At 71.1% G+C, this 24,557-nt stretch carries 21 protein-coding genes; 12 read left to right on the top strand and 9 right to left on the bottom strand.

Annotation, left to right across the window (positions count from 1 at the left end; all coding sequences use genetic code 11):
• Positions 1–104: 104 nt before the first annotated feature.
• The 8 genes from ABD817_RS34560 to ABD817_RS34525 all read left to right on the top strand — a co-directional run bounded on the left by ABD817_RS34560 (position 105) and on the right by ABD817_RS34525 (position 8,632).
• Positions 105–539 (top strand): HIT family protein, encoded by a 435-nt coding sequence (locus ABD817_RS34560; protein ID WP_344922566.1) that lies wholly within the window; start codon positions 105–107, stop codon positions 537–539.
• Positions 540–775: 236 nt separating this feature from the next.
• Positions 776–1,972, top strand: coding sequence for a sensor histidine kinase (locus tag ABD817_RS34555; protein WP_344922565.1), 1,197 nt, complete (start codon positions 776–778; stop codon positions 1,970–1,972).
• A gap of 102 nt (positions 1,973–2,074) precedes the next feature.
• Entirely contained in the window at positions 2,075–2,836 is a 762-nt protein-coding gene (locus tag ABD817_RS34550; RefSeq protein WP_329083538.1) for a LytR/AlgR family response regulator transcription factor, read from the top strand.
• The gene (locus tag ABD817_RS34545; RefSeq protein ID WP_344922564.1) at positions 2,833–3,414 is read left to right on the top strand and encodes a DUF485 domain-containing protein; all 582 of its coding nucleotides are present in this window, start codon (positions 2,833–2,835) and stop codon (positions 3,412–3,414) included. The genes ABD817_RS34550 and ABD817_RS34545 overlap by 4 nt, the downstream gene beginning before the upstream one ends.
• Positions 3,415–3,508: 94 nt before the next feature.
• Positions 3,509–5,008: a sodium/solute symporter gene (locus ABD817_RS34540; protein WP_344922562.1), complete on the top strand. Its 1,500-nt coding sequence runs from the start codon at positions 3,509–3,511 to the stop codon at positions 5,006–5,008.
• Positions 5,009–5,326: 318 nt separating this feature from the next.
• Complete coding sequence (locus tag ABD817_RS34535; RefSeq protein ID WP_344922561.1) at positions 5,327–6,589, top strand: MFS transporter; 1,263 nt, start codon at positions 5,327–5,329, stop codon at positions 6,587–6,589.
• 106 nt (positions 6,590–6,695) lie between these two features.
• Positions 6,696–7,025: a DUF485 domain-containing protein gene (locus ABD817_RS34530; protein ID WP_344922559.1), complete on the top strand. Its 330-nt coding sequence runs from the start codon at positions 6,696–6,698 to the stop codon at positions 7,023–7,025.
• Entirely contained in the window at positions 7,022–8,632 is a 1,611-nt protein-coding gene (locus ABD817_RS34525) for a solute symporter family protein (protein WP_344922558.1), read from the top strand. The genes ABD817_RS34530 and ABD817_RS34525 overlap by 4 nt, the downstream gene beginning before the upstream one ends.
• 101 nt (positions 8,633–8,733) lie before the next feature.
• On the opposite strand, the gene ABD817_RS34520 is transcribed toward ABD817_RS34525, so the two are convergent.
• The 8 genes from ABD817_RS34520 to ABD817_RS34485 form a co-directional block, all read right to left on the bottom strand.
• Positions 8,734–9,669: an aldo/keto reductase gene (locus tag ABD817_RS34520; protein WP_344922556.1), complete on the bottom strand. Its 936-nt coding sequence runs from the start codon at positions 9,667–9,669 to the stop codon at positions 8,734–8,736.
• A 93-nt stretch (positions 9,670–9,762) separates the two neighbouring features.
• Positions 9,763–11,301, bottom strand: coding sequence for a WS/DGAT/MGAT family O-acyltransferase (locus ABD817_RS34515; protein WP_344922555.1), 1,539 nt, complete (start codon positions 11,299–11,301; stop codon positions 9,763–9,765).
• Positions 11,302–11,612: 311 nt separating this feature from the next.
• The gene (polX, locus tag ABD817_RS34510) at positions 11,613–13,298 is read right to left on the bottom strand and encodes a DNA polymerase/3'-5' exonuclease PolX (RefSeq protein ID WP_344922554.1); all 1,686 of its coding nucleotides are present in this window, start codon (positions 13,296–13,298) and stop codon (positions 11,613–11,615) included.
• A 120-nt stretch (positions 13,299–13,418) separates the two neighbouring features.
• Entirely contained in the window at positions 13,419–14,123 is a 705-nt protein-coding gene (locus ABD817_RS34505; RefSeq protein WP_344922552.1) for a cupin domain-containing protein, read from the bottom strand.
• A 136-nt stretch (positions 14,124–14,259) separates the two neighbouring features.
• Complete coding sequence (locus tag ABD817_RS34500; protein ID WP_344922551.1) at positions 14,260–15,099, bottom strand: DUF6807 domain-containing protein; 840 nt, start codon at positions 15,097–15,099, stop codon at positions 14,260–14,262.
• A complete protein-coding gene (locus ABD817_RS34495; RefSeq protein WP_344922550.1) occupies positions 15,090–16,121 on the bottom strand; it encodes a Gfo/Idh/MocA family protein in 1,032 nt (343 codons plus the stop codon). The genes ABD817_RS34500 and ABD817_RS34495 overlap by 10 nt, the downstream gene beginning before the upstream one ends.
• Positions 16,122–16,194: 73 nt before the next feature.
• Positions 16,195–17,562, bottom strand: a complete 1,368-nt coding sequence (locus tag ABD817_RS34490; RefSeq protein WP_344922549.1) for a glycoside hydrolase family 30 protein — start codon at positions 17,560–17,562, stop codon at positions 16,195–16,197.
• A 198-nt stretch (positions 17,563–17,760) separates the two neighbouring features.
• Positions 17,761–18,771 (bottom strand): LacI family DNA-binding transcriptional regulator, encoded by a 1,011-nt coding sequence (locus ABD817_RS34485; protein WP_344922548.1) that lies wholly within the window; start codon positions 18,769–18,771, stop codon positions 17,761–17,763.
• A gap of 175 nt (positions 18,772–18,946) precedes the next feature.
• Here ABD817_RS34485 and ABD817_RS34480 point away from each other — a divergent pair, with 175 nt between their 5' ends.
• The 4 genes from ABD817_RS34480 to ABD817_RS34465 all read left to right on the top strand — a co-directional run bounded on the left by ABD817_RS34480 (position 18,947) and on the right by ABD817_RS34465 (position 23,573).
• Positions 18,947–20,245: an extracellular solute-binding protein gene (locus ABD817_RS34480; RefSeq protein ID WP_344922547.1), complete on the top strand. Its 1,299-nt coding sequence runs from the start codon at positions 18,947–18,949 to the stop codon at positions 20,243–20,245.
• 201 nt (positions 20,246–20,446) lie between these two features.
• On the top strand, positions 20,447–21,310 hold the full coding sequence (locus ABD817_RS34475) for a carbohydrate ABC transporter permease (RefSeq protein ID WP_344922546.1): 864 nt from the start codon (positions 20,447–20,449) through the stop codon (positions 21,308–21,310).
• Positions 21,307–22,131 carry a carbohydrate ABC transporter permease gene (locus ABD817_RS34470; RefSeq protein ID WP_344922545.1) on the top strand — a complete coding sequence of 275 codons (825 nt, stop codon included), beginning with the start codon at positions 21,307–21,309 and terminating at the stop codon, positions 22,129–22,131. Before ABD817_RS34475 ends, ABD817_RS34470 begins: the two co-directional genes overlap by 4 nt.
• A gap of 50 nt (positions 22,132–22,181) precedes the next feature.
• Positions 22,182–23,573 carry a glycoside hydrolase family 5 protein gene (locus ABD817_RS34465; RefSeq protein ID WP_344922544.1) on the top strand — a complete coding sequence of 464 codons (1,392 nt, stop codon included), beginning with the start codon at positions 22,182–22,184 and terminating at the stop codon, positions 23,571–23,573.
• A 58-nt stretch (positions 23,574–23,631) separates the two neighbouring features.
• Here the strand turns inward: ABD817_RS34465 and ABD817_RS34460 are convergent.
• Positions 23,632–24,557 (bottom strand): penicillin-binding transpeptidase domain-containing protein (locus ABD817_RS34460; RefSeq protein ID WP_344922543.1); only part of this gene is annotated, 926 nt, incomplete at its 5' end.

Raw genomic sequence — 24,557 nt, 5'->3', positions numbered from 1 at the left:
AGCAGGGGCGAAAGGGGGCGCGAAGGGGGAGCGGCGGTCCCCGGTGCCCGGTGGCGGGCCGGAGGCGGTCGTCCGGGCCGCCCGGCACCTCCTATCCTGACGTGATGCCGGTCTCTGAGGTGGTACCAGGTGAGGACTGTCTGTTCTGCACCATCGCGGCCGGGGAGCGACCGGCCCACGTCGTCCTCTCCGACGACGTGGCCACCGCCTTCCTGGACACGCGGCCGGTCTTCAAGGGCCACGTCCTCGTGGTCCCGCGGGCCCACGTCGAGACGCTGGGGGACCTGCCGGAACCGGTGATCGGCCCGTTCTTCGAACGCGTCCGCGTCCTCTCCGTCGCCGTCGAGCGCGGCCTGGAGGCGGCCGGTACGTTCGTCGCGATGAACAACCGGATCAGCCAGAGCGTCCCGCACCTGCACGCCCATGTCGTGCCCCGCAACCGCAAGGACGGCCTGCGCGGCTTCTTCTGGCCCCGGACGAAGTACGACGATCCCGCCGAGGCGGAGTCCTACGCCCGCCGCGTCCGCGAGGCCCTCTGACAGATTGGTCTTGATCTACAATGTAAAGGCACCGGGCCGGTTGACGACCACAGACCGTGCGGTCCGCCCGGATACGACGCGCCGGGGTGAGGCGCGACCCGCCCCGGACGCGCGGAGCCCGGCGACGCGGCGGCCCGATCCCCGGGACGCGGGGTCGCGCCGGGAAGGCCGGATGTGGTCTCGCGCGATCTCGATGGGCGAGGCGCGGGCGTGGCGGGGCGTATAAGGTCCGGAGCGTGGAACCCCTCGTCGCCGTGTTGCTGGTCGCCGCGCTGGTCGGCGTACCCGCCCTGGTGCTGTGGCGGGTGCTGCGCGGCCGCAGGGAGCTGGGCAGCAGTCCCGCGGAGCGGGCCACGTTCGAGACCCTGCACACCGCGTCCCTGGCCGCGCCGCCGCTGCGGGCGGGGCTGACCGAGGCGGGGGCGCAGAAGGCGTCCCGCCACCTGCGGGAGCTGCTGGGCTCCCCGGCGCTGGCGATCACCGACGAGGAGCGGCTGCTGGTCTACGACGGCGAGGGCGACCACCACGCCCGCGAGGTGTTCGCCCACGCCGCCAAGACGCTCTCCGGGGGCCGGACCCGCGTCCTGGGCCCCGAGGTCGTCTCGTGCGACCTTCCCGAGTGCCCGATCAGGTTCGCCGTGGTGGTGCCGCTCACCACCGACGGCAGGGTGGTGGGCTCCCTCGCCGCGTACGGCGGGCACGCCTCGGCGGGGCTGGTCAGGGCCGCCCACGAGGTCGCGAACTGGGTCGACTCGCAGCTGGAGCTGGCCGAGCTCGACCGGTCGAGAACGCGCCTGATGGAGGCGGAGGTCCGGGCGTTGCGCGCGCAGATCTCCCCGCACTTCATCTACAACTCGCTGACGACCATCGCGAGCTTCGTCCGTTCCGACCCCGACCGTTCCCGTGAGCTGCTGCTGGAGTTCGCCGACTTCACCCGCTACTCCTTCCGGCGGCACGGGGAGTTCACCACGCTGGCCGAGGAGCTGCGCTCCATCGACCGCTACCTCACCCTGGAACGTGCCCGCTTCGGCGACCAGCTCCAGGTGACGTTGCGCATCGCCCCGGAGGTGCTCGCGGTCGCGGTGCCGTTCCTGTGCCTGCAGCCCCTGGTGGAGAACGCGGTCCAGCACGGGCTGGAGAGCAAGCCCGGGGTCGGGCGCATCTCGATCGTCGCCGAGGACGCCGGGGCCGAGTGCCGGATCAGCGTGGAGGACGACGGCGTCGGCATGGAGCCCGACCGCCTGCGCCGCATCCTGGCCGGTGACGCCGACGAGCGCTCGGGGGCCGGGGGAGTGGGGCTGGTCAACGTGGACGAGCGGTTGCGTCAGGTCTACGGTGACGAGTACGGCCTGGTGGCGGAGACGGCCAAGGGCGCGGGAACGAAGGTCAGCGTCCGCCTGCCCAAGTACCATCCGGGTGTCTCCGCCCGTTGAACCCGCGCCTGATCCGGACCTTCCCCTACCAAAAAGTTGACAGGCGATGTCTGATTCATCACCCTCTAGAAATTCCCTCGTGAACGACCTGGAGGAGTGACCGTGACCGGCCTGCGCGTCCTTGCGGTGGACGACGAGCTTCCCGCGCTGGAGGACCTGGCCTACCTGCTCCGGGACGACCCTCGCATCGGAGAGGTCTCCCTGGCCAGGGACGGGGCCGCCGCGCTGCGGGTCCTGGACCGGGCGATCGCCGACGGGCGGCCGATCGACGCGGTCTTCCTCGACATCAGGATGCGCGGCCTGGACGGGGTGGTGCTCGGCCGCCTGCTCTCGCAGTTCGCCAACCCGCCCCGGGTGGTCTTCGTGACGGCTTATGAGGAGCACGCGGTCGACGCCTTCGAGATCAAGGCCGAGGACTACCTGCTCAAGCCGGTACGGCCGGAGCGGCTGGCCGAGGCGATCCGCAGGGTGTTCGTCTCCGCGGAGCTGCCGGAGAGCGAGGGGTCCGGCCGTGCCGACCCCGACACCATCCCGGTGGAGCTCGGTGGTGTCACCCGGTTCGTGGCCAGCACCGAGGTCCGGTACGTGGAGGCGCAGGGCGACTACGCCCGCCTGCACACCGCGGGGGGCAGTCACCTCGTCCGCATCTCGCTGGCCACGCTGGAGGAGCGCTGGTCGTCGGCGGGGTTCGTGCGGGTGCATCGCAGTCATCTGGTCGCGGTCAAGCACATCGACGAGCTGCACATCGACTCGGGCCGGTGCGTGGTCCGTATCGGCGAGACCGAGATCCCGGTCAGCCGCCGTCACACCCGCGAGCTGCGTGATCTCCTGGTCCGCAGGGCGCGCAAGGGCAGGTCGGAATGAGCGGCGACCCGGGGCCCAGGGAGGGGGCCGAGCCGCGCCGGTGGATCACCGACCGGTCGCGCGGGGAGGCGGAGCGGACGCGCAGGGACACCGAGCGGTCCCGTAAGGAGGCTGAGCGGTCGCGTAAGGACGACCGGTCTCGTAAGGACGAGCGCCCGCGTAAGGACACCGATCGGTCGCGTAGGGACGCCGAGCGCCCGCGTAAGGACGAGCGCCCGCGGCGGGAGGTGGTGACCAGCCCTCGCACCATGGCCCCCCGCCATCCCCGCTACCCGGTCACCCGCGAGATCGACGAGCAGACCCGTCTGGGCGAGGTCTACATGCGCTCGCTGGTCCGTACCCAGTTCCGCCTGGCCCTGTTCGTCTGCACGGTGCTGGGGTGTGTGGTGGCGGGGCTGCCCCTGATGTTCCTGCTGGTGCCCGAGCTGCGCGCGGTCCACGTGCTGGGGATCCCGCTGCCCTGGGCGGTGCTGGGCGGTCTGATCTACCCGGCGTTCGTGATCGGGGCCTGGCTCTACGTCCGGCAGGCGGAACGGAACGAGCGGCACTTCGCCGAGCTGGTGGACAGGGCCCGTTGACCAGGCGGTGGGTCGTCCCGGGGCCGGAGCCCGAGGTCTCCATACCGGGGGACATGACGGAGAACGCCACGGGAGAGGGCGGGGGAGGCGTCGGATGAACACCGCGTACGGTGTGACGGCGGTGGTGCTGGTGGTGCTGGCGGCGGTGCTGATCGGCGCGTTCGGGATCAGGCTGTCGCGGACCACCTCCGACTTCTACGTCGCCTCCCGCACGGTCTCCCCGCTGTGGAACGCCTCCGCCATCGGCGGGGAGTATCTGTCGGCCGCGAGCTTCCTGGGCATCGCCGGGCTGATCCTCACCTACGGCGCCGACATGCTGTGGCTGCCGGTCGGCTGGACGGGCGGCTATCTGGTGCTGCTCGTGCTGGTCTCCGCGCCGCTGCGCCGCTCGGGCGCGTACACGCTGCCCGACTTCGCCGAGGCGCGGCTGGAGTCGATGGCGGTGCGGCGGATGGCCGGGGTGCTGGTCGTGCTGATCGGCTGGCTGTACCTGATGCCGCAGTTCCAGAGCGCGGGCCTGGTCCTGCGGGCCATCACCGGCGCCCCCGAGTGGGCGGGGGGCCTGCTGGTGGCGGCCGTGGTCGCGGTGAACGTCATGTCGGGCGGCATGCGGTCGATCACGTTCGTGCAGGCTTTCCAGTACTGGCTGAAGCTCACCGCGCTGGCCGTGCCGCTGGTGTTCCTGCTGCTGGCCTGGCGGGGCGACGGCGCGCCGGGGCTGAGCGCGGGGGACGCGGCCACGTGGGCGCTGCCGCTGGCGACAGGCAGGGAGTACGGCCTTTACTCGACCTACTCGCTGATCCTGGCCACGTTCCTGGGCACCATGGGGCTGCCGCACGTGCTGGTCCGCTTCTACACCAACCCCGACGGCCGGGCGGCGCGCCGTACGACGCTGGTGGTCCTGTCGCTGCTCGGTGCCTTCTACCTGCTGCCCGCGGTGTACGGCGCGCTGGGCCGGATCTACGTCCCGGAGCTGGTGGGCAGTGACACGGTGGTCCTGTCGCTGCCCGGTCGGCTGATCGGCGGCGTGGCCGGGGACCTGCTGACGGCGCTGGTGACGGCCGGGGCGTTCGCGGCGTTCCTGTCGACCTCCTCGGGGCTGACGGTCTCGGTCGCCGGGGTCATCGGGCAGGACATCCTCAAGGGAGGGGTGCGGTCGTTCCGGGCGGCGGCGGTGCTGGCCGTGATCGTCCCGCTGGCTCTGGCGGCCTTCGCCCGCTCGCTGCCGGTCGCCGACGTCGTCGGCCTGGCGTTCGCGGTGGCGGCCTCCTCCTTCTGCCCGCTGCTGGTGCTGGGCATCTGGTGGCGGCGGCTGACCCCGGCCGGCGCGATGGCCGGGTTGCTCGCCGGTGGTGGCCTGGCCTGCGGCGCGGTCCTGATGACGATCGGCGGGGGGCCGCACACCGGCCTGGTCGGTGCCCTGCTGGCCCAGCCCGCGGCGTGGACGGTGCCGATCGCCTTTCTCGTCATGGTGGTGGTCTCGCTGCTGACGCCGGGGCGCATCCCGCCGAACGTGGCCCGCACGATGGTGCGCCTGCACACCCCCGAGATCCTCAACCTGGACCGGGGTGACTGGCGGCCCCGGTCCTCTTGACGGCTCCGGCGAGCTGTGACGGAATAACGGTTATGAACCGACATTTCGGTTGTTCTGACTAGATTTGGTGCTTGCCGGCTCCGGTGACGAGGCGGTCGTCGAGGTCGGCGACGCCACCGCAGCGCTACCCGGGAGCCGGGCGCTCCGCCGGTCCGCCGTCGCGCGTCCCGGAAGCCGGGCGGAACTCCGGGCCGCCGCCGTCGCGTCCCCCGAGAGGCGGAAGGTCTCCCGGTCCGCCGCGTCCCCCGGGAGCCGGGCGGGACTCCGGTCCGTCGCGTCCCCCGAGAGGCGGACGGCACACCGGCCCGCCGGTCCGCGGTGATACCGCGGGTCCTGCGCCGGTCCCGGTTCCGGCTCGTCTACTTCGGAATGGCCGTCAGCCTGCTGGGCGACGCCTCGCTGCTGCTGGTACCGGGCATCCTGGCCAAGAGCCTCACCGGCTCCGACGCCGCCGCCGGTCTGACCCTGTTCTTCTTCACCCTGCCGCTGTGCTTCTCGCCCTTCTTCGGATACCTGATCGACCGTATGGACCGCAGGAGGCTCCTGATCGTCACCTGCGTGCTGTCGGGGATCTCGCTCGCCCCGCTGGTCGCGGTCACCGGGCAGGACAGGGTCTGGCTGGTCTACCCGGTGTCGGCGGCGATGGGCTGCTCGTACGCGGTGGTCTTCTCCGCGCTCGGCGGGCTGCTCAAGGTCATCCTGCCCGAGCACCTGCTGGCCGAGGCGAACGGGGCCCTGCACACCACCCGGCAGGGGCTGCGGCTGTTCGGGCCGCTGCTGGGCGTGGCCGTCTACACCGGCTTCGGCCTCGGCGCGCTCGTGCTGTTCGACATGGTCACCTTCCTGGTCGCCGCCGGGGTCTTCGCGATGCTCCCCGCACCGGAGTCCGCGCCGAAACCCATACCGGAGCTGGTCGTCTCGCGGGGCCGGCGCGAGGAGTTCTGGGCCGGGGCCCGCCATCTCGCCGCCGACCCGCCGCTGCGCCGCGCGGCCGTCGCGCTCTGCCTGATGTTCTCGCTGGCCGGGGCGACCGAATCGCTGATCTTCGCGGTCATCGAGCACGGCCTCGCCAGGTCGCCGGAGTTCACCGCGTTCACCTCGACCGCGATGGGCGTCGGGGCGGTCGCCGGGGGGCTGTGGAGTTCCACGGTGATCGCGCGCAGGGGCGAGCTGTTCGCGATCGGCGCGGGCATCGGCCTGTACGGCGCGGCGGTCGTGTGCTGGATGGTCCCCTCGGAGGTGGCCGTGCTGGGGGCGATGACGGTGGCGGGCGCCGGGCTGACCCTGGAGGGGGTGGCCAGGACGACCCTGGTGCAGCGCCGCAGCCCCGGCCACCTCGTCGGCCGGGTCTCCACCGCCTTCGAGTCCCTCACCGGGGTCGCGCAGCTGCTGTCCCTGCTCGGGGGCGCCGTGCTGGTGTCGCTCGTCGACTACCGCCTCCTGCTGGCGGTGGTGGGTCTGACGGCCTGCTGCGCAGGGGCGTACGCCCTGCGAGGCGGGGGACCGCGGCCGGAACGGGCTCCTGCCGGGAACCGTTCGTCGCGCGATACAGACCTTTCACCGCAAGCCCCATCCAACTGAACGCGACTCGTCGGCGCCTCGGCGAAGAGTCCGCGTACGGGTCTCCTCCACGGGTAGCGTCCACCCCTACGTTGTCCGTGATCCAGATCACATTTTGGGAGGTCTCGTGACCGCCAGGCAACATGATTCATCGGTCTACGAAGAAATTCAGGCCAACGACCAATTCCAGGAGCTGAAGAGGCGTTTCCGGGCCTGGGCGTTCCCGATGACCGCGGCGTTCCTCGCGTGGTACCTGCTTTACGTCATCATGTCCGCCTGGGCGCGTGACTTCATGGGCACGAAGGTTTTCGGCAACATCAACGTGGCGCTGATCTTCGGTCTGCTCCAGTTCGTGTCGACGTTCGGGATCGCCTGGGCCTACTCCCGTTTCGCCGAGAAGAAGCTCGATCCGCTGGCCGACGAGATCCGCCACGGTATCGAGGGGAAGAACGAATGAGCCACCAGACCCTCTCCACGATCCTGTTCCTGCTCTTCGTCGCGGGAACGCTGGGCATCACCTTCTGGGCCAGCCGCAACACCAAGGACGCCACCGACTACTACGCCGGCGGCCGGTCCTTCAGCGGTGTGCAGAACGGCCTCGCCATCGGCGGCGACTACATGTCGGCCGCGAGCTTCCTGGGCATCGCCGGCATCATCGCCCTGTCGGGCTACGACGGCTTCCTGTACTCGATCGGCTTCCTGGTCGCCTGGCTGGTGGCGCTGCTGCTCGTCGCCGAGCTGATGCGCAACTCCGGCAAGTTCACCATGGCCGACGTGCTGGCCTTCCGGATGAGCCCCCGCCCGGTCCGCACGGCGGCGGGCGTCTCCACCATCACGGTGTCGATCTTCTACCTGCTGGCCCAGATGGTCGGCGCGGGCGCGCTGGTCGGCCTGCTGCTCGGCGTCACCTCGCCGACGGGCAAGGCGCTCACGATCGTCGGCGTCGGCATCCTGATGATCGTCTACGTGGTCGTCGGCGGCATGAAGGGCACCACCTGGGTGCAGATCGTCAAGGCCGTGCTGCTGATGGGCGGCGCGACCCTGGTCACCCTGCTGGTGCTCGGCCGCTACGGCTTCAACCTGTCCGGCCTGCTCGGCGACGCCGCCGCGCAGAGCGGCAAGGGCGACGCCTTCATCAACTCCGGCCTCAAGTACGGCACCGAGGCGCAGGGCCTCGCGGGCAAGATCGACCTGATCAGCCTGGGCCTGGCGCTGGTCCTCGGCACCGCCGGTCTGCCGCACATCCTGATCCGCTTCTACACGGTCCCCACCGCGAAGGAGGCCCGCAAGTCGGTCCTGTGGGGCATCGGCATCATCGGCACCTTCTACCTGCTCACCCTCGTGCTCGGCTTCGGCGCGGCGGCCCTGGTCGGCGGCAAGGCGATCCTGGCGCAGGACAAGGCGGGCAACACGGCGGCGCCGATGCTCGCGGAGGCGGTCGGCAGGGCCATCTTCGGCGACGTGGGAGGCACCATCCTGCTCGCCATCATCGCGGCGGTCGCCTTCGCCACGATCCTCGCGGTCGTCGCCGGTCTGACGCTGGCGTCGAGCTCCTCCTTCGCCCACGACCTGTACGCGCACGTGTTCAAGCGCGGCAACGTCACCGACAAGGAGGAGATCCTGGTCGCCAGGATCTCGGCCTTCGTCATCGGCGCGGTCTCCATCGGGCTCGGCATCCTCGCCCAGGGGCAGAACGTGGCCTTCCTGGTCGCGCTCGCCTTCGCCGTGGCGGCCTCCGGAAACCTGCCCGCGATCCTCTACAGCCTGTTCTGGAAGAAGTTCAACACGGCGGGCGCGGTCTCGGCCATCTACGGCGGCCTGGCCTCCGCGCTGATCCTGGTGATCTTCTCGCCGGTCGTCTCCGGCAGCGCCACCGCGCTGTTCCCCGACGCGAACTTCGCCTGGTTCCCGCTGAGCAACCCCGGCATCGTCTCTATCCCGATCGGCTTCCTGGCCGGGTTCATCGGCGCCCGCCTCAGCAAGGAGTACAGCGCCGAGAAGTACGCGGAGATCGAGGTCCGCTCGCTCACCGGCATCGGCGCCGAGAAGGCCGCCTCCCACTAAGCCCCCCTCCCCACAGACCCCGTACCGACCCCCCGTACACCTCGTACGGAAGTGCGGGAACCCGGGGCCCGGCCGCGTCGCGGCCGGGCCCCGCCGTCGTGCTACCCCCCGGCCGGCGCGGACGCCTCGTCCAGCAGGGCGAGCTCGTCCTTCGACAGCGTCAGGTCGGCGACCGCGAGCAGCGGCCGGAGCTGCTCGACGTTACGGGCGCTGGCGATCGGCGCGGCCACCGTGGGCTGGGCGGCGAGCCAGGCGAGCGCGACGGTGGCCGGGGCGGCGCCGTGGGAGGCGGCCACCTTGTCCAGGGCGTCGAGCACCCGCGGGCCGCGCTCGGACTCCAGGTATTCCGACGCCTTGGCCGCCCGCGGGCTGTCCACCGTGACCCCCGGCCGATACTTGCCGGTCAGGAAACCGCGGGCCAGGCCGAAGTACGGTGTGCTGGTCAGCCCCGCCTCGGCCACCACGTCGCGCAGCGCGCCCTCGTAGCCGCGCTCGACCAGGTTGTAGTGCTGCTGCAGCACCCCGTACCGCGCCAGACCGGCCTCCTCGGAGATCGCGAGCGCCTCCGCGAGCCGCTCGGCGCTGTAGTTGGAGGCGCCGATGTTGCGTACCTTGCCCTCGGTGACCAGCTCGTCGAACGCGCCGAGGGTCTCCTCCAGGGGGGTGGACGCGTCGTCGATGTGGGCCCAGTACAGATCGATGTAGTCCGTACGGAGCCGCCGGAGCGAGTCCTCGGCCGCCGCGCGGATGGTGGCCGCCGACAGCCCGGTGCGGCCGCTCAGGGAACCCACCTTGGTCGCCACCACGATCCGGTCGCGGTTTCGGCGAGCGGCCATCCACTCGCCGATCACGGTCTCCGACTCCCCGCCGGCGTGCCCGGGGACCCACGCCGAGTAGGAGTCGGCGGTGTCGACGAGGTTTCCGCCCGCCTCCGCGTAGGCGTCCAGGACGGCGAAGGAGTCGTCCCGGTCGGCGGTCCAGCCGAATACGTTGCCGCCGAGGCAGAGAGGGAACAGGTTCAGCTCAGAAAAGCTCATGGTCCAACTCTATTTCTTGACCGTCGAAGTGTTTTCCGCGGCCGGAGCCGGGGATCTCGGGGTGCTTCGTGGGGGAGCGGGCCCGCGCCCCTCTCAGGCGGGAACCATCTCCCTGACCGGCGAGGGGTGCCCCACCGGGGCGATCCGCACGGCCGGCCCGGTCGGCACGGCAGGCACGGCCGGTTCGACCTGCTCCATCAGCTCGTCCATCGCCTCCCGCAGGTGACCCATGAGCCGCCACACGTCGGCCACCCGGTCCGGGCAGGACAGGATGCCGAAGTCGAGCGAGCCGTCGTAGGAGAAGCAGGTGATGTTGACCCCGCCGCTCACGTCGGTCAGCACCGACATGGGGTGGTAGGCGAGCACCCTGGCTCCGCACAGGTACAGCGGGAGCTGCGGCCCCGGCACGTTCGAGACGATCAGGTTGATCGGCGGCAGCACGATCGAGGCGAGCCGGAACACCGCGGAGGTCGCCAGCGCGGTCACGGCCGAGGGCAGCATCGACGACAGCTCGCCCAGCCAGGCCGTGGGGGCGCCGGCGAAGCGCCGCTTGGCCGCGAGCATCGTCCGGGCCATGACGCGCAGGCGCTCGCGGGGGCAATCCAGGTCGGTCGGGATCGGGGTGACCATGACGGAGATCTGGTTGCCGACCACCTCCCGCGCGCTCGCGCTGCGGACCGCGACCGGGACCGCGGCGATCAGCGGCCGGTCGGGCAGCGCGTCGCGCTCGCGCAGCCACGCGCGCAGCGCCGAGGCGCACAGCGTCATGACCACGTCGTTGACGCTGGCTCCCGCGCTCTTGGCCACCCGCTTGACGTCCGCGAGCGGGATCGACCCGTAGGAGAAGCGCCGCTCGGCGCCGATCGGGCCGTTGAACGGCGTGCGCGGCGCGATCGGCATGGGCGGCTCCGAGGGCTCCACCGGCTCCGGCGCCCTGCCCGCGATCATCCGGGTGGCGGCGGCCACCTGCCGGGCGCCGGGCAGGGCCGAGGTCAGCGGCATCGTGTCGAGCTCGGCCGCCATGCGGCCCAGTGAGTACAGCGTCCTGGCGGGCTGGAGCACCGTCCTGGCCACGGCCCCGGCGAGCATGCCGGCCAGGCCGGGGGCGGTGGTCCGGGCGCCGGGCGCGGGCCGCTCGACGGCGCGGGGCTCGGGGGTCAGGTCCAGCAGCGCCGCGAGCAGCTCCGCCCCGGACACCCCGTCGATGGCGCAGTGGTGGACCTTGGCGTACAGGGCGACCCGGCCGCCGGTGAGGCCGTGGATGAGGTGCATCTCCCACAGCGGGCGGGTCCGGTCGAGGTGCCGCTCGTGGATCCTGGCCACCTTCTCGGCGAGCTGGGCGTCGTCGCCGGGGCCCGCGAGGGTCACCTCGTGGACGTGGCCGGAGACGTCGAGGTCGGGGTCTTCCGTCCAGTAGGGACGGTCGAGGCCGAACGGCACGGTGGCCAGGCGCAACCTCAGCGCCGGGGCCAGGTGCAGCCGATCGCGCAGCAGCCCGACCAGGCACTCGCGGGTGACGGCTCCCAGCCTGGAGCAGGCGGGGTCGAGGATGGCCAGCCCCGCCACGTGGGCCGCGGTGGTCGCCGATTCGGCGTGAAGGAACTGCGCGTCGAGCGCGGTCAGCTGGCGCATCGGTCGGGCCTCCTGGCGGAAAATGCGAGAAATCGGAGAACACGTGTTGCCATCATCACGTCGGCACGTTTCCCTCTCGTTTCCTCCGTAGGACCTCCGGCGTTTTTCGGACGTCTCCTTGGCGAGGGGCGGAGACCCGCCGACCGTCACCCTGCGTAACCTTCCCATTTCACACGGTAGACACGCCTTCCGGACGGGGTGACCCCGACGATCCTTTTCGAAGGAAATACTCGCCCATGGGTCTCCGTCCCCGAAGACCTCTATTTCCTACCGGGAAAACAGGTGACACGCCGTCGTCCCCGGCCGTCACCTCACCGGCCGAGGAAGGCGAGCAGCCGCTCCAGCGGCCAGGTGTTGATCACGTCGTCGGTGGTGAGCCACCCGCGCTGGGCGACGCCGATGCCGAACCGCTGGTTGTCGAGGTGCGGAACCGCGTGGGCGTCGCTGTCGACGGAGAACTTCACGCCGTGGTGGTGGGCGAGCCGCACCAGGTCGGCGGGGAGGTCGGAGCGGTCGGGGAAGGAGTCGATCTCCATCGCGGTGCCGGTGCGGGCCGCGGCGCGGAACACCTCGTCCCAGTCGGCGTCCACCGGCGGGCGGATGCCGATCCTGCGGGTGGTTGGGTGGCCGATGATGTGCACGTTGGGGTTCTCACACGCGGTGACGAAGCGCCGGGTCATCTCCGCGCGCGACTGGTTGAAGTGCGAGTGGACGCTGGCCACGCACACGTCGAAGCCCTCCAGCACCTCGGCGGGCCAGTCGACCGAGCCGTCGGGGGCGATGTTCAGCTCACTGCCGTGCAGCAGCCGCGTCTTGGGATACCGCTTCTGCAGCTCGCGCAGGCGCTCGCGCTGCTCCAGGGCCTTTTCCAGCTTCATCCGGTGCATCGCGAGGTCGGGCGCGTGGTCGGTCACCGCGTAGTAGGCATAGCCGCGGGCCGAGGCGGCGGCGACCATGTCCTCCAGGGGGGCGATGCCGTCGGTCAGGTCGGTGTGGGTGTGCAGATCGCCCCTGAGGTCCTCGACGGTGACGAGCCTGGGCAGCTCGTGCCTGAGCGCGGCGGGGATCTCCCCGGCGTCCTCGCGCAGGGTCGGCGGGATCCACTCCATGCCGAGCGCCCCGAAGACCTCCTCCTCGGTCGCGGCCGCGATCAGCCGGTCGCCGTCGAACAGGCCGTACTCCGACAGCTTCCAGCCCTTCTTCACGATGATCTCCCGCAGGTGCACGGTGTGCTCCTTGGAACCCGTGAAATACATCATCGCGGCGCCCCACGACTCGGCGGGGATCAGGCGCAGGTCGACCTGGACGCCCTGGGCGGTGCGGATCGAGGTCTTCTTCTCGCCCGAGGCGACGACCTCCGCGACGTAGGGCTGCGCCTTGAAGTCGTCCATCAGCGACTCGGGGCCGACCACGAGGATGTCGATGTCGCCGACGGTGTCCTTCATCCGGCGCAGCGAACCGGCGTAGGCGATCCGCTCGGCGCCCGGCAGCGAGGCGATGACCCGCTCGGCCAGATCCATCGCCGTCCCGGTGTGCATCCTGGCGCTGTGCTCGGTGAGGTGCTCGACGCCCTTGAGGAGGTTTTCCACGGTCTTGGCGCCGAAGCCCTTGACGCCGTCGAGGCGCCCCTCCCCGATGGCCTTCACCAGTGCCTCGGGGGAGTCGATGCCCAGCTCCTGGAAGAGGAAGACGGCCTTCTTCGGCCCGAGCGAGGTCACCCGGGTCAGCCGCCGCACCCCCTGCGGGACCTTCTCCCGCAGGTCGTCGAGCTGCCGGAAGCTGCCCCGCTCCAGATATTCCTCGACCTTCTTCGCGATCGCCTCGCCCACCCCGGAGACGCTCCGCACGGGCACGGTCGTGATGTCGTCGGGAAACCCCGCGATCGCCCTGGCGGCCTTCTGGTAACTGCGGACCCGGAACGCGTCGCCCCCGTTCATCGCGAACAGCTCGGCGTACTCCTCCAGGGCGGCGGCGACGTCATCGTTAGCTCGTGCCATGGGTCCAGCCTAGAAGATCGCACCGACATTCCCCGGCTCCGGCCGTCACAAGGAACCGAGCGGGGAACCGGGCGGCGCGCGCCGCCGCGCCGCCCGGTGGTCTGGGCCCCCTCGCGGCCCTCAGTCCCGGCCGTGCTCGGCGGGCTCGGCGGGGCCGGGAAGATCGGGGAGATCGGGGAGATCCGAGAGGTAGGTCAGCAGGTGGCCGCACATGCCGTCGCGGGGCACCGAGGGCACCCGGGTGACCTCGGCCTCACGCAGGTGGGCGAGGTCACCGGCGCGCAGGGCCGCCAGCTGGGCGCCCGTCGTCTCGGCGGCGCGCAGCGGGCCGTCGCGCCAGCGCGCCTCGAAGGCGTCCAGGCGGGGGGCGACGAGCCCGGCGGCGGCCTCCAGGAAGGCGGCGAAGCCGGGGCGGCCCTCGGCGCGGAGCCGGAGGAACCCCTCGACGGCCAGGTCGCGGCGCTCGCGCGGGGCCGACCGCACGGCGGCGGCGTAGCGGGCGGGGTCGGCGAGGACGTCGGGGGGGAAGGTCAGGACGGCGTCACCGGCCTCGGGCAGGCCGCTGTTCTGCATGAGGACCACGATGCGCAGGCCGCCGCCGTTGACCAGGCGGTGGACCGTGCCGGGGGTGAACCGGACGACGGCACCGGGAGCCAGTGCCGTCTCCTCGTACCCACTCCAGGTCAGGGTCTGGACGGCGCCGGAACCGGCCACCACGGCGTACGCCTCGGCGCACAGCGTGTGCAGGTGGGGCGACCCCCCGCGCAGGCCGTCCTCGGCGGGCCAGTCGTAGACGGTCAGATCGCTCACGCCTGTGCCGAACACCGGTGCTCCTCACTCCTGTCGAGCTTCCGTCTGAGCTTCCGTCCGAGCTTCCGCCGGGTTTCCGCCGGGCCCCTTCCGGGCGTCGGTGAACGCGGCCCGGCACCGGTCATACCCCGCCGGACCCGGCGCGAGGCCGTCACGTCCCCTCCGGGTACGGGTGTTCCCCGACGTACGCCTCCAGCCGGGGGCGGTCCCACGCGCCGGTGGCCACGACCATCCGGTAGCCCAGGCGCAGCGTCGCGCCGGGCGGCAGGACCAGCTCGCGGTGGAAGGCGATGGACGGGTTGACGGCCGCGAACGGCGTCGTACGGACGAACCAGACGGCGGGCAGGGCACTCTGGAACAGCAGGGTGGAGGAGCGGTCCACCTCGTCGTGGTGGCCGGTGTAAGCCAGCCAGGCCGACTCCTCGCCCATCATCTCCGGACCCTCGCCGCTTTCCGCGATCACCCGCCCGTGCTCGAAGGAGCGGGGCCCGCGCCAGAACAGGCCGCAGTACCCGGCCATCGGGCGGCCGTTGGTGGTGGGGCTGCCGAAGACCAGGTCCTTCCCGCGCACGTTGGTGATCGCGGTGGACAGCTCCAGCGCCCACGAGTCCTCCAGCACGTCCCGCACCCCGAAGGTCCGCACCTCGTCCACCCAGTGCTCGCCGCCCCGGGTGTGCCAGGTGAGGCGCTCCACGCCGGGGGCGAGGAACTCCTCGTGCCGCATGGTCCCGTTGTTGGGCAGGTCCACATACCCCGCGGCCTCGCGGACGTAGCTGCCGCCACCCCAGAAGTTCTCCCCCGACAGGTCCGAGACGGTCAGCTGCAGACCCCGGTGCCAGCGGTGGTCGTGCGGGCGGTAGGCGCTGACCACGTCCCCGGCCAGGGTCCTGATCGGGTGGAAGTACGGCTTGGGCGACTCGAAGACCGGGGTGTCCGGCCGGTGGACGTAGCGCAGGATCTCCACGCCGCGCTCGACGAAGGTCAGCTCCATGCGCGTCCGTCCAGGCGATGGTGGAAGGGGTGGCCGGGGACGAGGTCGGCGCGGAAGACGGGCCGGCCGGTGAACGCCGACGCGTACAGGCCGGTGATCAGTTCGAGCGCCCGGCGCCCCTCGGGGCCGCTCATGGGCGGGCGCTCGCCGCGCTCGTAGGCGTCCAGCAGTTCCGCCAGCTGCGCCTCGTGCGAGCTCGGCAGATCCGTGGGCGGGTTCCAGCGCGCCGAGGTGGAGGTCCAGTCGGCGTTGCGGTAGCCGTACAGGTGGCGTAGTTCCACGGTCGCCTCGGTGTAGTCGAAACGCAGGTAGCTCTCCTCGCGCCGCGACAGCACGCTGTTGACCACCGAGGCCATCGCGCCGGAGGCGAAGCGGACGGCGGCCATCGAGACGTCCTCGGTCTCGATCCGGCGGTCCAGCGTGCCGGTCATCGCGCGGATCTCCGACCAGTCGCCGAGGACCGACAGCATCAGGTCCATCTGGTGGATGCCGTGTCCCATCGTGGGGCCGCCGCCCTCGGTCTCCCACCGGCCGCGCCAGGGCACCTCGAAGTAGGCGTGGTCGCGGTACCAGGCGGTCACGCAGAGCGCGACGAGCGGGCGGCCCAGCTCGGGGGCGAGGGCGCGCAGGTGCCGCGCGCCGGAGCCGAACCGGTGCTGGGAGACGACCGAGGCGTAGCCGGGCCCCTCGGCCGCCGAGATCCGGTCGTACTCGGCCAGCGACAGGCAGGCGGGTTTCTCGATCCACACCCAGGCGCCCGCCTCCAGGCAGGCCACCGCCTGGGCGGCGTGCAGGTGCGGCGGGGTGCAGAGGTGGACGAGGTCGGGCCGCTCCGCGTCGAGCATCGCCTCCAGGGAGGTGTACGCCCCCGGGATGGCGTGTTCGGCGCAGAACGCCCTGACCCGCGCCTCGTCCACGTCCGCGGCGGCCACCACCCGCGCCCTGCGTGCCTCGGCGCGCAGGGCGGGCAGGTGGCAGATCCCGGCGATGCCGCCGGTGCCCGCGACCGCCACCCGGATCATCGCGCCCCTCCCGGTGCGGAGGACCCCCCGGCCTCCGGCCGAGGGAGGGGCGCGGGTACGGGAACCCGGCGCGTCACCGGACGACGACGGTCGTCAGGGAGCGCGGGGCGAGGGTGAGGCTCCTGCCGGGCCTCAGCCCCGGGAGCGGGGTGGCGGCGAGAGAGTGCTCGCGGTCGGTCAGGTAGGCGGTGGCCCGGCCGGGACGGGTGGTGATCTTGGTGGTGACGGGGGCGGCGGAGGTGTTGAGGATCTCCACGACCTCCGAGCCCCCGGCGTTGCGGAAGGCGGTGACCTTCAGCGCCGGGTCGGCAGCGGCGACGGAGAGCCGGACCGCGCCGGGGCGGACGAAGCGGCTGTAGGCGGCCAGCGCCCACAGGCGCTTGGAGACGCGGTAGGTCGAGGTGGCCTCGTCGATCTGGATCAGTCCCCGGGTGGCGCCGCGCGAGGCGCCGAACCAGAAGACGTAACCGTTCGCCTTTCCCAGGGTGAGCGAGTCGTGGATCTGCTGGGCGACCGCGAAGCCGTCGTAGCCGCTGCCGTCGTCCCACTCCTCGTTCCAGGTGGTCCCGTTGGGCGACCACTCCGACATCCACACGGGCCGGTCGGTGGGCAGCGGGCCGTCCACCGGGCTGACGTAGGGGTGCCCGGCGTGCGTGGCGACCCACCGCCGCGCGACGGGGTCGGCCTCGATGGCGGCGGTGTACTCGCGCTGCTCGGACCAGCCGGCGGCGTCGCAGCAGACCACCTTGAGGCCGGTACGGGCCGCGGTGGGACCGAGCACCTTGACGAACTCGGCGGCCTCCTTGGGGGTGAACCGCATCGAGGCGTACGAGACGGTGAGGTCGGGCTCGTTGGTGAACCCGATGTCGGTGATCCTGATGCCCTCCTTGGCGTAGAACTTCGCGTACTGGACCAGGTAGTTCGCGTACGCCTGCCGCCACTCGGGGAGCAGTGTCCCGCCGTTGCTGTCGGAGCCGTTGTCCTTCATGTAGCCGGGGGCGCTCCAGGCGTCGGCGTAGAAGCGGGTCACGCCGTAGCGCCTGGCCTCCTTGGCGAGCCAGACCTGGCCGCCGTCCTCGCCGTCCCAGACGTACTTCGGGGGCGCGGTCGGCCCGCCGGGGTCCTCGGGCTGGATGGAGGCCATCAGGTCGTACGGGCTGCCGGTGGGGGAGGAGCCGATGCCCAGGCGCAGAATGCTGAGCCCCGCGCCCTTCTCCGGGCTGAGCCACAGGTCGAGGATCTCCCGCTGCTTGGCGGCGGGCAGCGCGCGGACCAGCTCGTTGCGCCGGAACGCCTGCGAGAAGCCGAAGCCGTCGATCTTCTGGAGAACGCGGTGATGGTCCACCCGGATCTGGGAGGCGTTTTCCATGGTGGCCGGGCTGATTCCGAGGAGGGGGAGCGCGAGGATCGGTGCCAGCAGTGCCCTGTGATGCCGAGACATGCGGAAACCCGCTTTCCGAAAGTTTCACAAGATTGCCGAGACATTTCGTGTCGAGTACCGTAAATGTTTCACGGGCGGCCGTCAACAGCCGGTCAGGGCACGAGTGGAGAAGGCTCGGCGGCGCGCGGGAGGGCCGCAGGGCGGGGGGTGAGCCGCAGGGCGAGGGACAGGCCGCCGGGGCGTCCCCGGGCGGCGGGGTCAGCCGGTCGGAGGGGCGGTGCTGTCGCGGACGAGGAGGTCGGTGGCGAGCTCCACCCGCCGGGGCTCGTGCCCGCCCCGGTCGAGCCCGAGCACCATCCGGGTGGCGAGCTCGGCCATCTCCTGGAGCGGCTGGCGCACGGTGGTCAGCGGCGGCCACGCGGAACGTGCCAGCGGCAGGTCGTCGAAGCCCACCACCGACAGGTCGCCGGGAACCCGCAGGCCGCGCTGCCTGGCCGCCTCGAAGACGCCGAACGCCTGCATGTCGCTGCCCGCGAAGATCGCGGTGGGCGGCTCGTCCAGGGACAGCAGGGCGTGGCCGTGGTCGCGGCCGGAACCGACCAGGAAGTCGCCGTACCGGATGAGCGCCGGGTCCACCGCGATCCCCGCGGTCTCCAGCGCGGCCCGGTAGCCGTCGACGCGGGCCCGGCTGCACAGCATCCCGGCGGGGCCGCCGATCATCCCGATCCTGCGGTGGCCCAGCTCCAGCAGGTGGCGGGTGGCGGCCAGGCCGCCGTTCCAGTTGGTGGCGCCGACCGAGGCGACCCCGGGCGGCGGCTCGCCCTCCGGATCCACCACCACGAACGGGATGGACCTGGCTGCCAGCTGGCCGTGCTGGTCGGCGCTGATGCGGGAGCCGACCAGGATGGCCCCGTCGGTGCGCCGGGCGGCGATCCGCTCCACCCAGTCCCGGCCCGGCCCCGCGTGGCTGTGCAGGACCGAGACGACCACCCCGGCGTCGACCTCGCGGGCCGCGGTCTCCACGCCGCGCACCAGCTCCATCGCCCACGGGCTCTCGATCTCGGTGAAGACCAGGTCGACCAGGCCGACGGGGGCGTCGCCCTGGCCGGTCCTGCGCTGGTAGCCGTGCTTGTGCAGCAGGCGCTCGATCCGCTGCCTGGTCTCGGCCGCGACCTCGGGCCGCCCGTTGATGACTTTCGAGACCGTGGGCGCGGAGACCCCGGCCTCCTCGGCGATCAGGGCGATCGTCACGCGCGGCTTGGCTGGCATGCGGCGAATACTAACTGAAACCTTTCGGAGCCCTTCCGGGGAGGTGGCCGCCACCGTCCGGGATCGCTACCCCGGGGCTATTGACGGGTAACCGCGAATTTACCTATTCTCCGGATCACGAAATATTCGGGGAATATGTGAAACTTTTCAACTTACCTCCCGAAAGGGGATCCCCATGCTGAGCCGGCGAGGCGTGGTGGCTCTGGCGGTGTCCGCGCTGCTTCTCGGAGCCTGCGGTACGAGCGAAGACGGGAACGGGGCCCAACCCGGCGCGAGCACCGGTTCGGAGAAGGTCACCTTCGAGTTCTGGAACCTGGCGACGGCGGAACCCCTCAAGACGTTCTGGGCGGATCTCATCACGGAGTACCAGACGGCCCACCCGAACGTCACGATCAAGAACATCGCCATCGAGAACGACTCCTACAAGCCCAAGCTCGCCACGCTCACCCAGTCCGGCAAGGCACCCGACCTCTACTCCACCTGGGGCGGCGGCGTCCTGAAACAGCACATCGAGGCGGGCCTGGTGAAGGACCTGTCGTCCGACGCGGGCGACGTCATCGGCGGCATCACCCCGGCGGCCCTGTCCGCCTACCAGTTCGACGGCAAGACCTACGGGCTGCCCACCGACATCGGCATGGTCGGCTTCTGGTACAACAAGGCGCTGTTCGAGAAGGCCGGGATCACCGCCCCGCCCACCACCTGGGCCGAGTACCTGGACGCGGTGCGGAAGCTGAAGGCGGACGGGACCACCCCGATCGCCCTCGCGGGCAAGGCCAAGTGGCCGGGCCACTACTACTGGGCCTACCTGGCCATGCGGGTGGCCGGGCTGGACGCGCTCAAGCAGGCCGGTGTCACCAACGACTTCACCGGGCCCGACTTCGTCACCGCCGGGCAGCGGCTCAAGGAACTCGTCGACCTCCAGCCGTTCCAGAAGGGCTTCCAGGGCGCCGACTACTCCACCCCCGACGGGCAGGCCGCGACCATGGCCAACGGCAAGGCCGCGATGGAGCTGATGGGCCAGTGGGCCCCGGCCGTGCAGAAGGACGCGGGCGAGGGTCTCGGCGACGACCTCGGCTTCTTCACCTTCCCCACGGTGGAGGGGGGCAAGGGCTCCGCGGGCGACGCGTTCGGCGGAGGCGGCGGTCTGGCCCTGGGCGTCAACGCCCCGCCCGCCGCGCTGGACTTCCTGAAGTTCGCGCTCAGGCCGGAGAACCACAGCAGGGCCGTGAAGGCCGGCGCGGTCCTGCCCGTGCTCAAGCAGGGTGAGGAGGCGGCCGTCACCGACCCCCACATCAAGACGGTCTCCGAGACCCTGTCGGCCGCGGGCGGCTTCCAGCTTTACCTCGACCAGGAGTACCCGCCGGCCGTCGGCCAGGAGGTCAACGACGCCGTGGCCGAGCTGATCGGGGGCACCAAGACGCCGCAGGAGGTCGTCCAGACCATCACCGAGACGGCCAAGTCGGAGTCGGAGTAGCCGCCCCGCCCCGATGAGGACGGCGGCGAGTGCGACGGGGGCGAGGACGGCGAGGGCGACGAGGACGACGGTGATGATGGCGAGGACGATGACGACGACAGGCCGGACGCACGTCCGGCCCCCCACTCCGGGCCCGCTGTGAAGCGGGGGCGGGGCGGTGGCCCGCGCCGGGGACGAGGCTGGGGCACCGCAGTCCTGTTCGTGCTCCCCGCGCTGGTCCTGTTCACCCTCCTGGTGCTGGCGCCGATCCTGGTGGCCGGTTACACCAGCCTCTACCGATGGAACGGCATCGGCCCGCCGAGCGACTTCGTCGGCCTGGACAACTTCACCCGCCTGTTCCGGAGCGACATCCTCGCCGGAGACCTGCGCAACGGCGGCATCCTGATCGTGCTGGGCCTGGCGGTGCAGCTGCCGCTCTCTCTGGGCCTGGCGGTGATGCTGAACCAGCGGATCCGAGGGCGCGCCTTCTACCGGCTGCTGTTCTTCGCGCCGTACATGCTCTCCGAGGCGATCACCGGCGTGCTGTTCTCGCTCATCCTGTCGCCCGAGGCGGGCCTGGCCAACCAGCTGCTCACCTCCTGGGGGCTGGAGCCCTGGCCCTGGCTGTCCGAGCCGGACACCGTGATGTTCTCGCTGTTCCTGGTGATCACCTGGAAGTACTTCGGATTCCACATGATCATCTATCTGGCCGGACTGCAGGGCATCCCCAGGGAGCTGAGCGAGGCGGCCAGGATCGACGGCGCCGGAGGCTGGGACGTGTTCCGCCACGTCACCCTGCCGCTGCTCGGCCCCACCATCCGGATCAGCGTGTTCCTGTCCGTCATCGGCACGATCCAGCTCTTCGACCTGGTCTGGATCCTCACCGGCGGCGGCCCCTCGCACGCCTCGGAGACCATGGCGGTCAGCATGTTCGAGTACGGCTTCAAGCGGTCCCAGATCGGCTACTCCAGCGCGATCAGCGTCGTCATGTTCCTGATCAGCCTCGTCTTCGCCCTCGGCTACCAGCGGTTCGTCCTGCGCAGGGACCTGGAAGGGGCGAGCACCACCATGGGAGAGCGCCGATGATCGCCCGGCTCCGCACGCTCCCGGTCCACGTGGTCATCTGGGTGGCGGCCGTCTTCGTCGTTATTCCTTTCTTGTACGGGCTGCTCGGCGGCTTCAAGAGCTCCGACCAGCTCTCCGGCAACCCGCTGGGCCTGCCCTCCCCGTGGGTCACCGGGAACTACACCGACGTGATCGGCTCGGGCGCGTTCTGGCGCCAGCTGCTCAACAGCCTGTTCGTCGCGGTCACGACCACCGTGCTGGTCGTGGGGCTGTCGGCGATGGCCGCCTTCGCCTTCGCCCGGTTCGCCTTCCGGGGGCGCGAGTTCCTGTTCACGCTGTTCGCCATCGGGCTGATGTTCCCGTTCGCGGTGGCGATCCTGCCGCTGTTCGTCCTGCTGCGCACGTTCGGCCTGCTGGACAACCCGCTGGGGGTGATCCTGCCGCAGGCCGCGTTCGGCCTTCCGCTCACCGTCATCATCCTGCGGACGTTCTTCCGGTCCATCCCGAAGGAGATCGAGGAGGCCGCCGTCATCGACGGCTGCACCGCCTTCGGCTTCTTCTGGCGGGTGCTGCTGCCGATAGCCCGGCCCGCCCTGGCCACCGTCTCGGTCCTGGCGATCGTGGCGAGCTGGAACAACTTCTTCCTCCCGCTGGTGGTCTTCAACGACCCGAACCTGTGGACCCTGCCCCTCGGCGTCCAGCAGTTCCAGGGCGAGTACATGGCCGACACCGCCAGGATCCTGGCCTACGTCATCGTCTCGATGGTCCCGGCGCTGGCCTTCTACGCCGTCGCCGAACGTCAGCTGATCAGCGGCCTCACCGCGGGCGCCACCAAGGGCTGACCCGAATTCATCGTCGTACAGAGAGATCGTCGTGTAGAGAGTGAGACACCATGACCCTGAGTGTCGCCGGATCCCGTCTCGTCGATTCGGCCGGCACCCCGGTACGGCTGCGTGGAGTGGGCCTCGGGGGCTGGCTGAACATGGAGAACTTCATCACCGGCTACCCGGCCAACGAGTCCGCGATGCGCGCGGCCGTCCGGGAGGTGCTGGGGGAGGAGAGGGCCGAGCTGTTCCTCGACCGCCTGCTCACCTCGTTCTTCGGCGCGGACGACGCCGCGCTGCTGGCCCGCCTCGGCGTCAACTGCGTCCGCGTCCCGGTCAACTACCGCCACCTGGAGTCCGACGACCGCCCCTTTGAGATCATCGAACACGGCTTCCGCCACCTGGACCGGGTGATCGGCCTGCTCGCCGGGCACGGCATCCACAGCGTCATCGACCTGCACGCCCTGCCCGGCGCGCAGAACCAGCACTGGCACTCCGACAACCCCACCCACATCGCCGCGTTCTGGCAGCACCGGCACTTCCAGGACCGCGCCGTCCACCTGTGGGAGGTCGTGGCCGACCGGTACCGGGACAACCCCTGGGTGGCCGGATACAACCCGATCAACGAGCCGGGCGACCCGAGCGGGCGGGTCGTCGGCCCCTTCTACGACCGCCTGGTCAAGGCCATCCGCGCCGTCGACCCGGGACACGTGCTGTTCCTGGACGGCAACACCTACTCCACCGACTTCTCGATCTTCCGTGAGGTGTACGAGAACACGGTCTTCGTCTGCCACGACTACGCCCTGGCCGGTTTCGCGCACGGCGGCCCCTACCCGGGCCGCACCCGTGGCGAGTGGGTGGACCGGACCCAGCTGGAGCGCTCCTTCGAGCGGCGGACCGTCTTCCAGCGGGAGACCGGCACCCCCATCTGGGTCGGCGAGTTCGGCCCCGTCTACACCGGCGACCCGGAGATCGACCGGCAGCGCTACCAGATCCTCCGTGACCAGCTGGAGATCTTCGACTCGTACGAGGCCGGCTGGTCGCTGTGGACCTACAAGGACGTCGGGCTGCAGGGCCTGGTCAGCGCGGGCGACCCGTACATGGACCGGTTCGGCGCCTTCATCGCGAAGAAGGGACGGCTGGGCGCCGACCGGTGGGGCTCGACGATGGAGGAGTCGGCGCGCGAGCTGGCCCCCCTGCACCGGCTGATGGAGACCGAGTTTCCCTCCTGGGATCCCTACCCGTGGGGCGCCCGCTACCAGACCGACGACCTGATCCGGCACATCCTCATCGCGCAGGCGATGCTCCCCGAGTACGCCGAGCTGCTGCGCGGCTGCTCCGACGAGGAGCTGATCGCCCTGGCCGACTCCTTCGCCCTCGCCCGCTGTGTCCGGCGCGAGCCGCTGCTGGACCTGCTCGCCGGGAACCTGCTCGCGGGGAACCTGCTCGGCGACGCCTGACACACGCCCTGCTGCCCCCCGCCCGGCCGTGAGCCCGCGCGGCGACGCCTGTCCGTGGTCACCCCCTTCGAGCCGCCGCGCCGACGTCGTCGTCCGAGGGGCGCGGCGCGGGCCGGCAGTCCTGGGAGCATCCCCCGAACCGGGCCGAGTCGATGGGCGTGAACGACGCCGGCGGCGTGTTCCTCAGCGCGCCGATCATCGTGTCCTTCCAGATCGGCCCGGGAAGGGTGGCCCCGGCCACCGCCCCGTAATATCGGCCGCCGATCGTCACCCCGGTCAGTCTGTGGGCCCGTGAGCCGCGCGGGTCGCCGATGCTGACCGCTCCGGCCAGGTCCGGGGTGAACCCGGCGAACCACGCGGTGGCGGAGCTGTCGGTGGTGCCGGTCTTGCCGGCCGCGTCGCGGCCGATACCGCCGACGACCCGCATCGTGCCCTCGGTGAACACCCCCGACAACACATCGGCCGCCGCGTCGGCGACCTCCGGATCCAGCGCCTGGCGGCACTTGGGCTTGTAGTCGGTGACCTTGCCGTTGCGGTCGGTGATCCGGCTGATCGCCATTGGCGCACAGTACTTACCCCGCGCCCCGATCGCGGCGTAGGCGTTGGCCACCGTCACCGGATCCATCTCGTTGGTGCCCAGGGTGAACGTCGAGAACTCCAGCAACTTGAGCCCATCGGAGCGGTGGATCCCCAGCGATTTCGCGGTCTTGATCGTCTCGCACAGCCCGACCCGCTGCTCCAACTCCATGAAGAACGTGTTCACCGACCCCCACGTACCGGTCCGCAACGTCTTCCACCCCGGAGCCCCCTCGTCGTTGGTCACCGTCCAGGTCGGATCCCCGATGTTCTCCCCCTTGCAGTTCTTGAACGCCGCATACCCCGACGCGCGAAACCCCGCCCCCGCGCTGAACCCGTCGTTGACCTTCATGCCCTGCTTGAGCGCGGTGAGCAACGTGAACGTCTTGAACGTCGACCCCGCCTGAA

The sequence above is a fragment of the Streptosporangium oxazolinicum genome (genome assembly GCF_039537505.1).
In the GTDB taxonomy this organism is placed as follows: Bacteria; Actinomycetota; Actinomycetes; order Streptosporangiales; family Streptosporangiaceae; genus Streptosporangium; species Streptosporangium oxazolinicum.
This window is presented reverse-complemented; position numbering and strand designations above follow the sequence as displayed.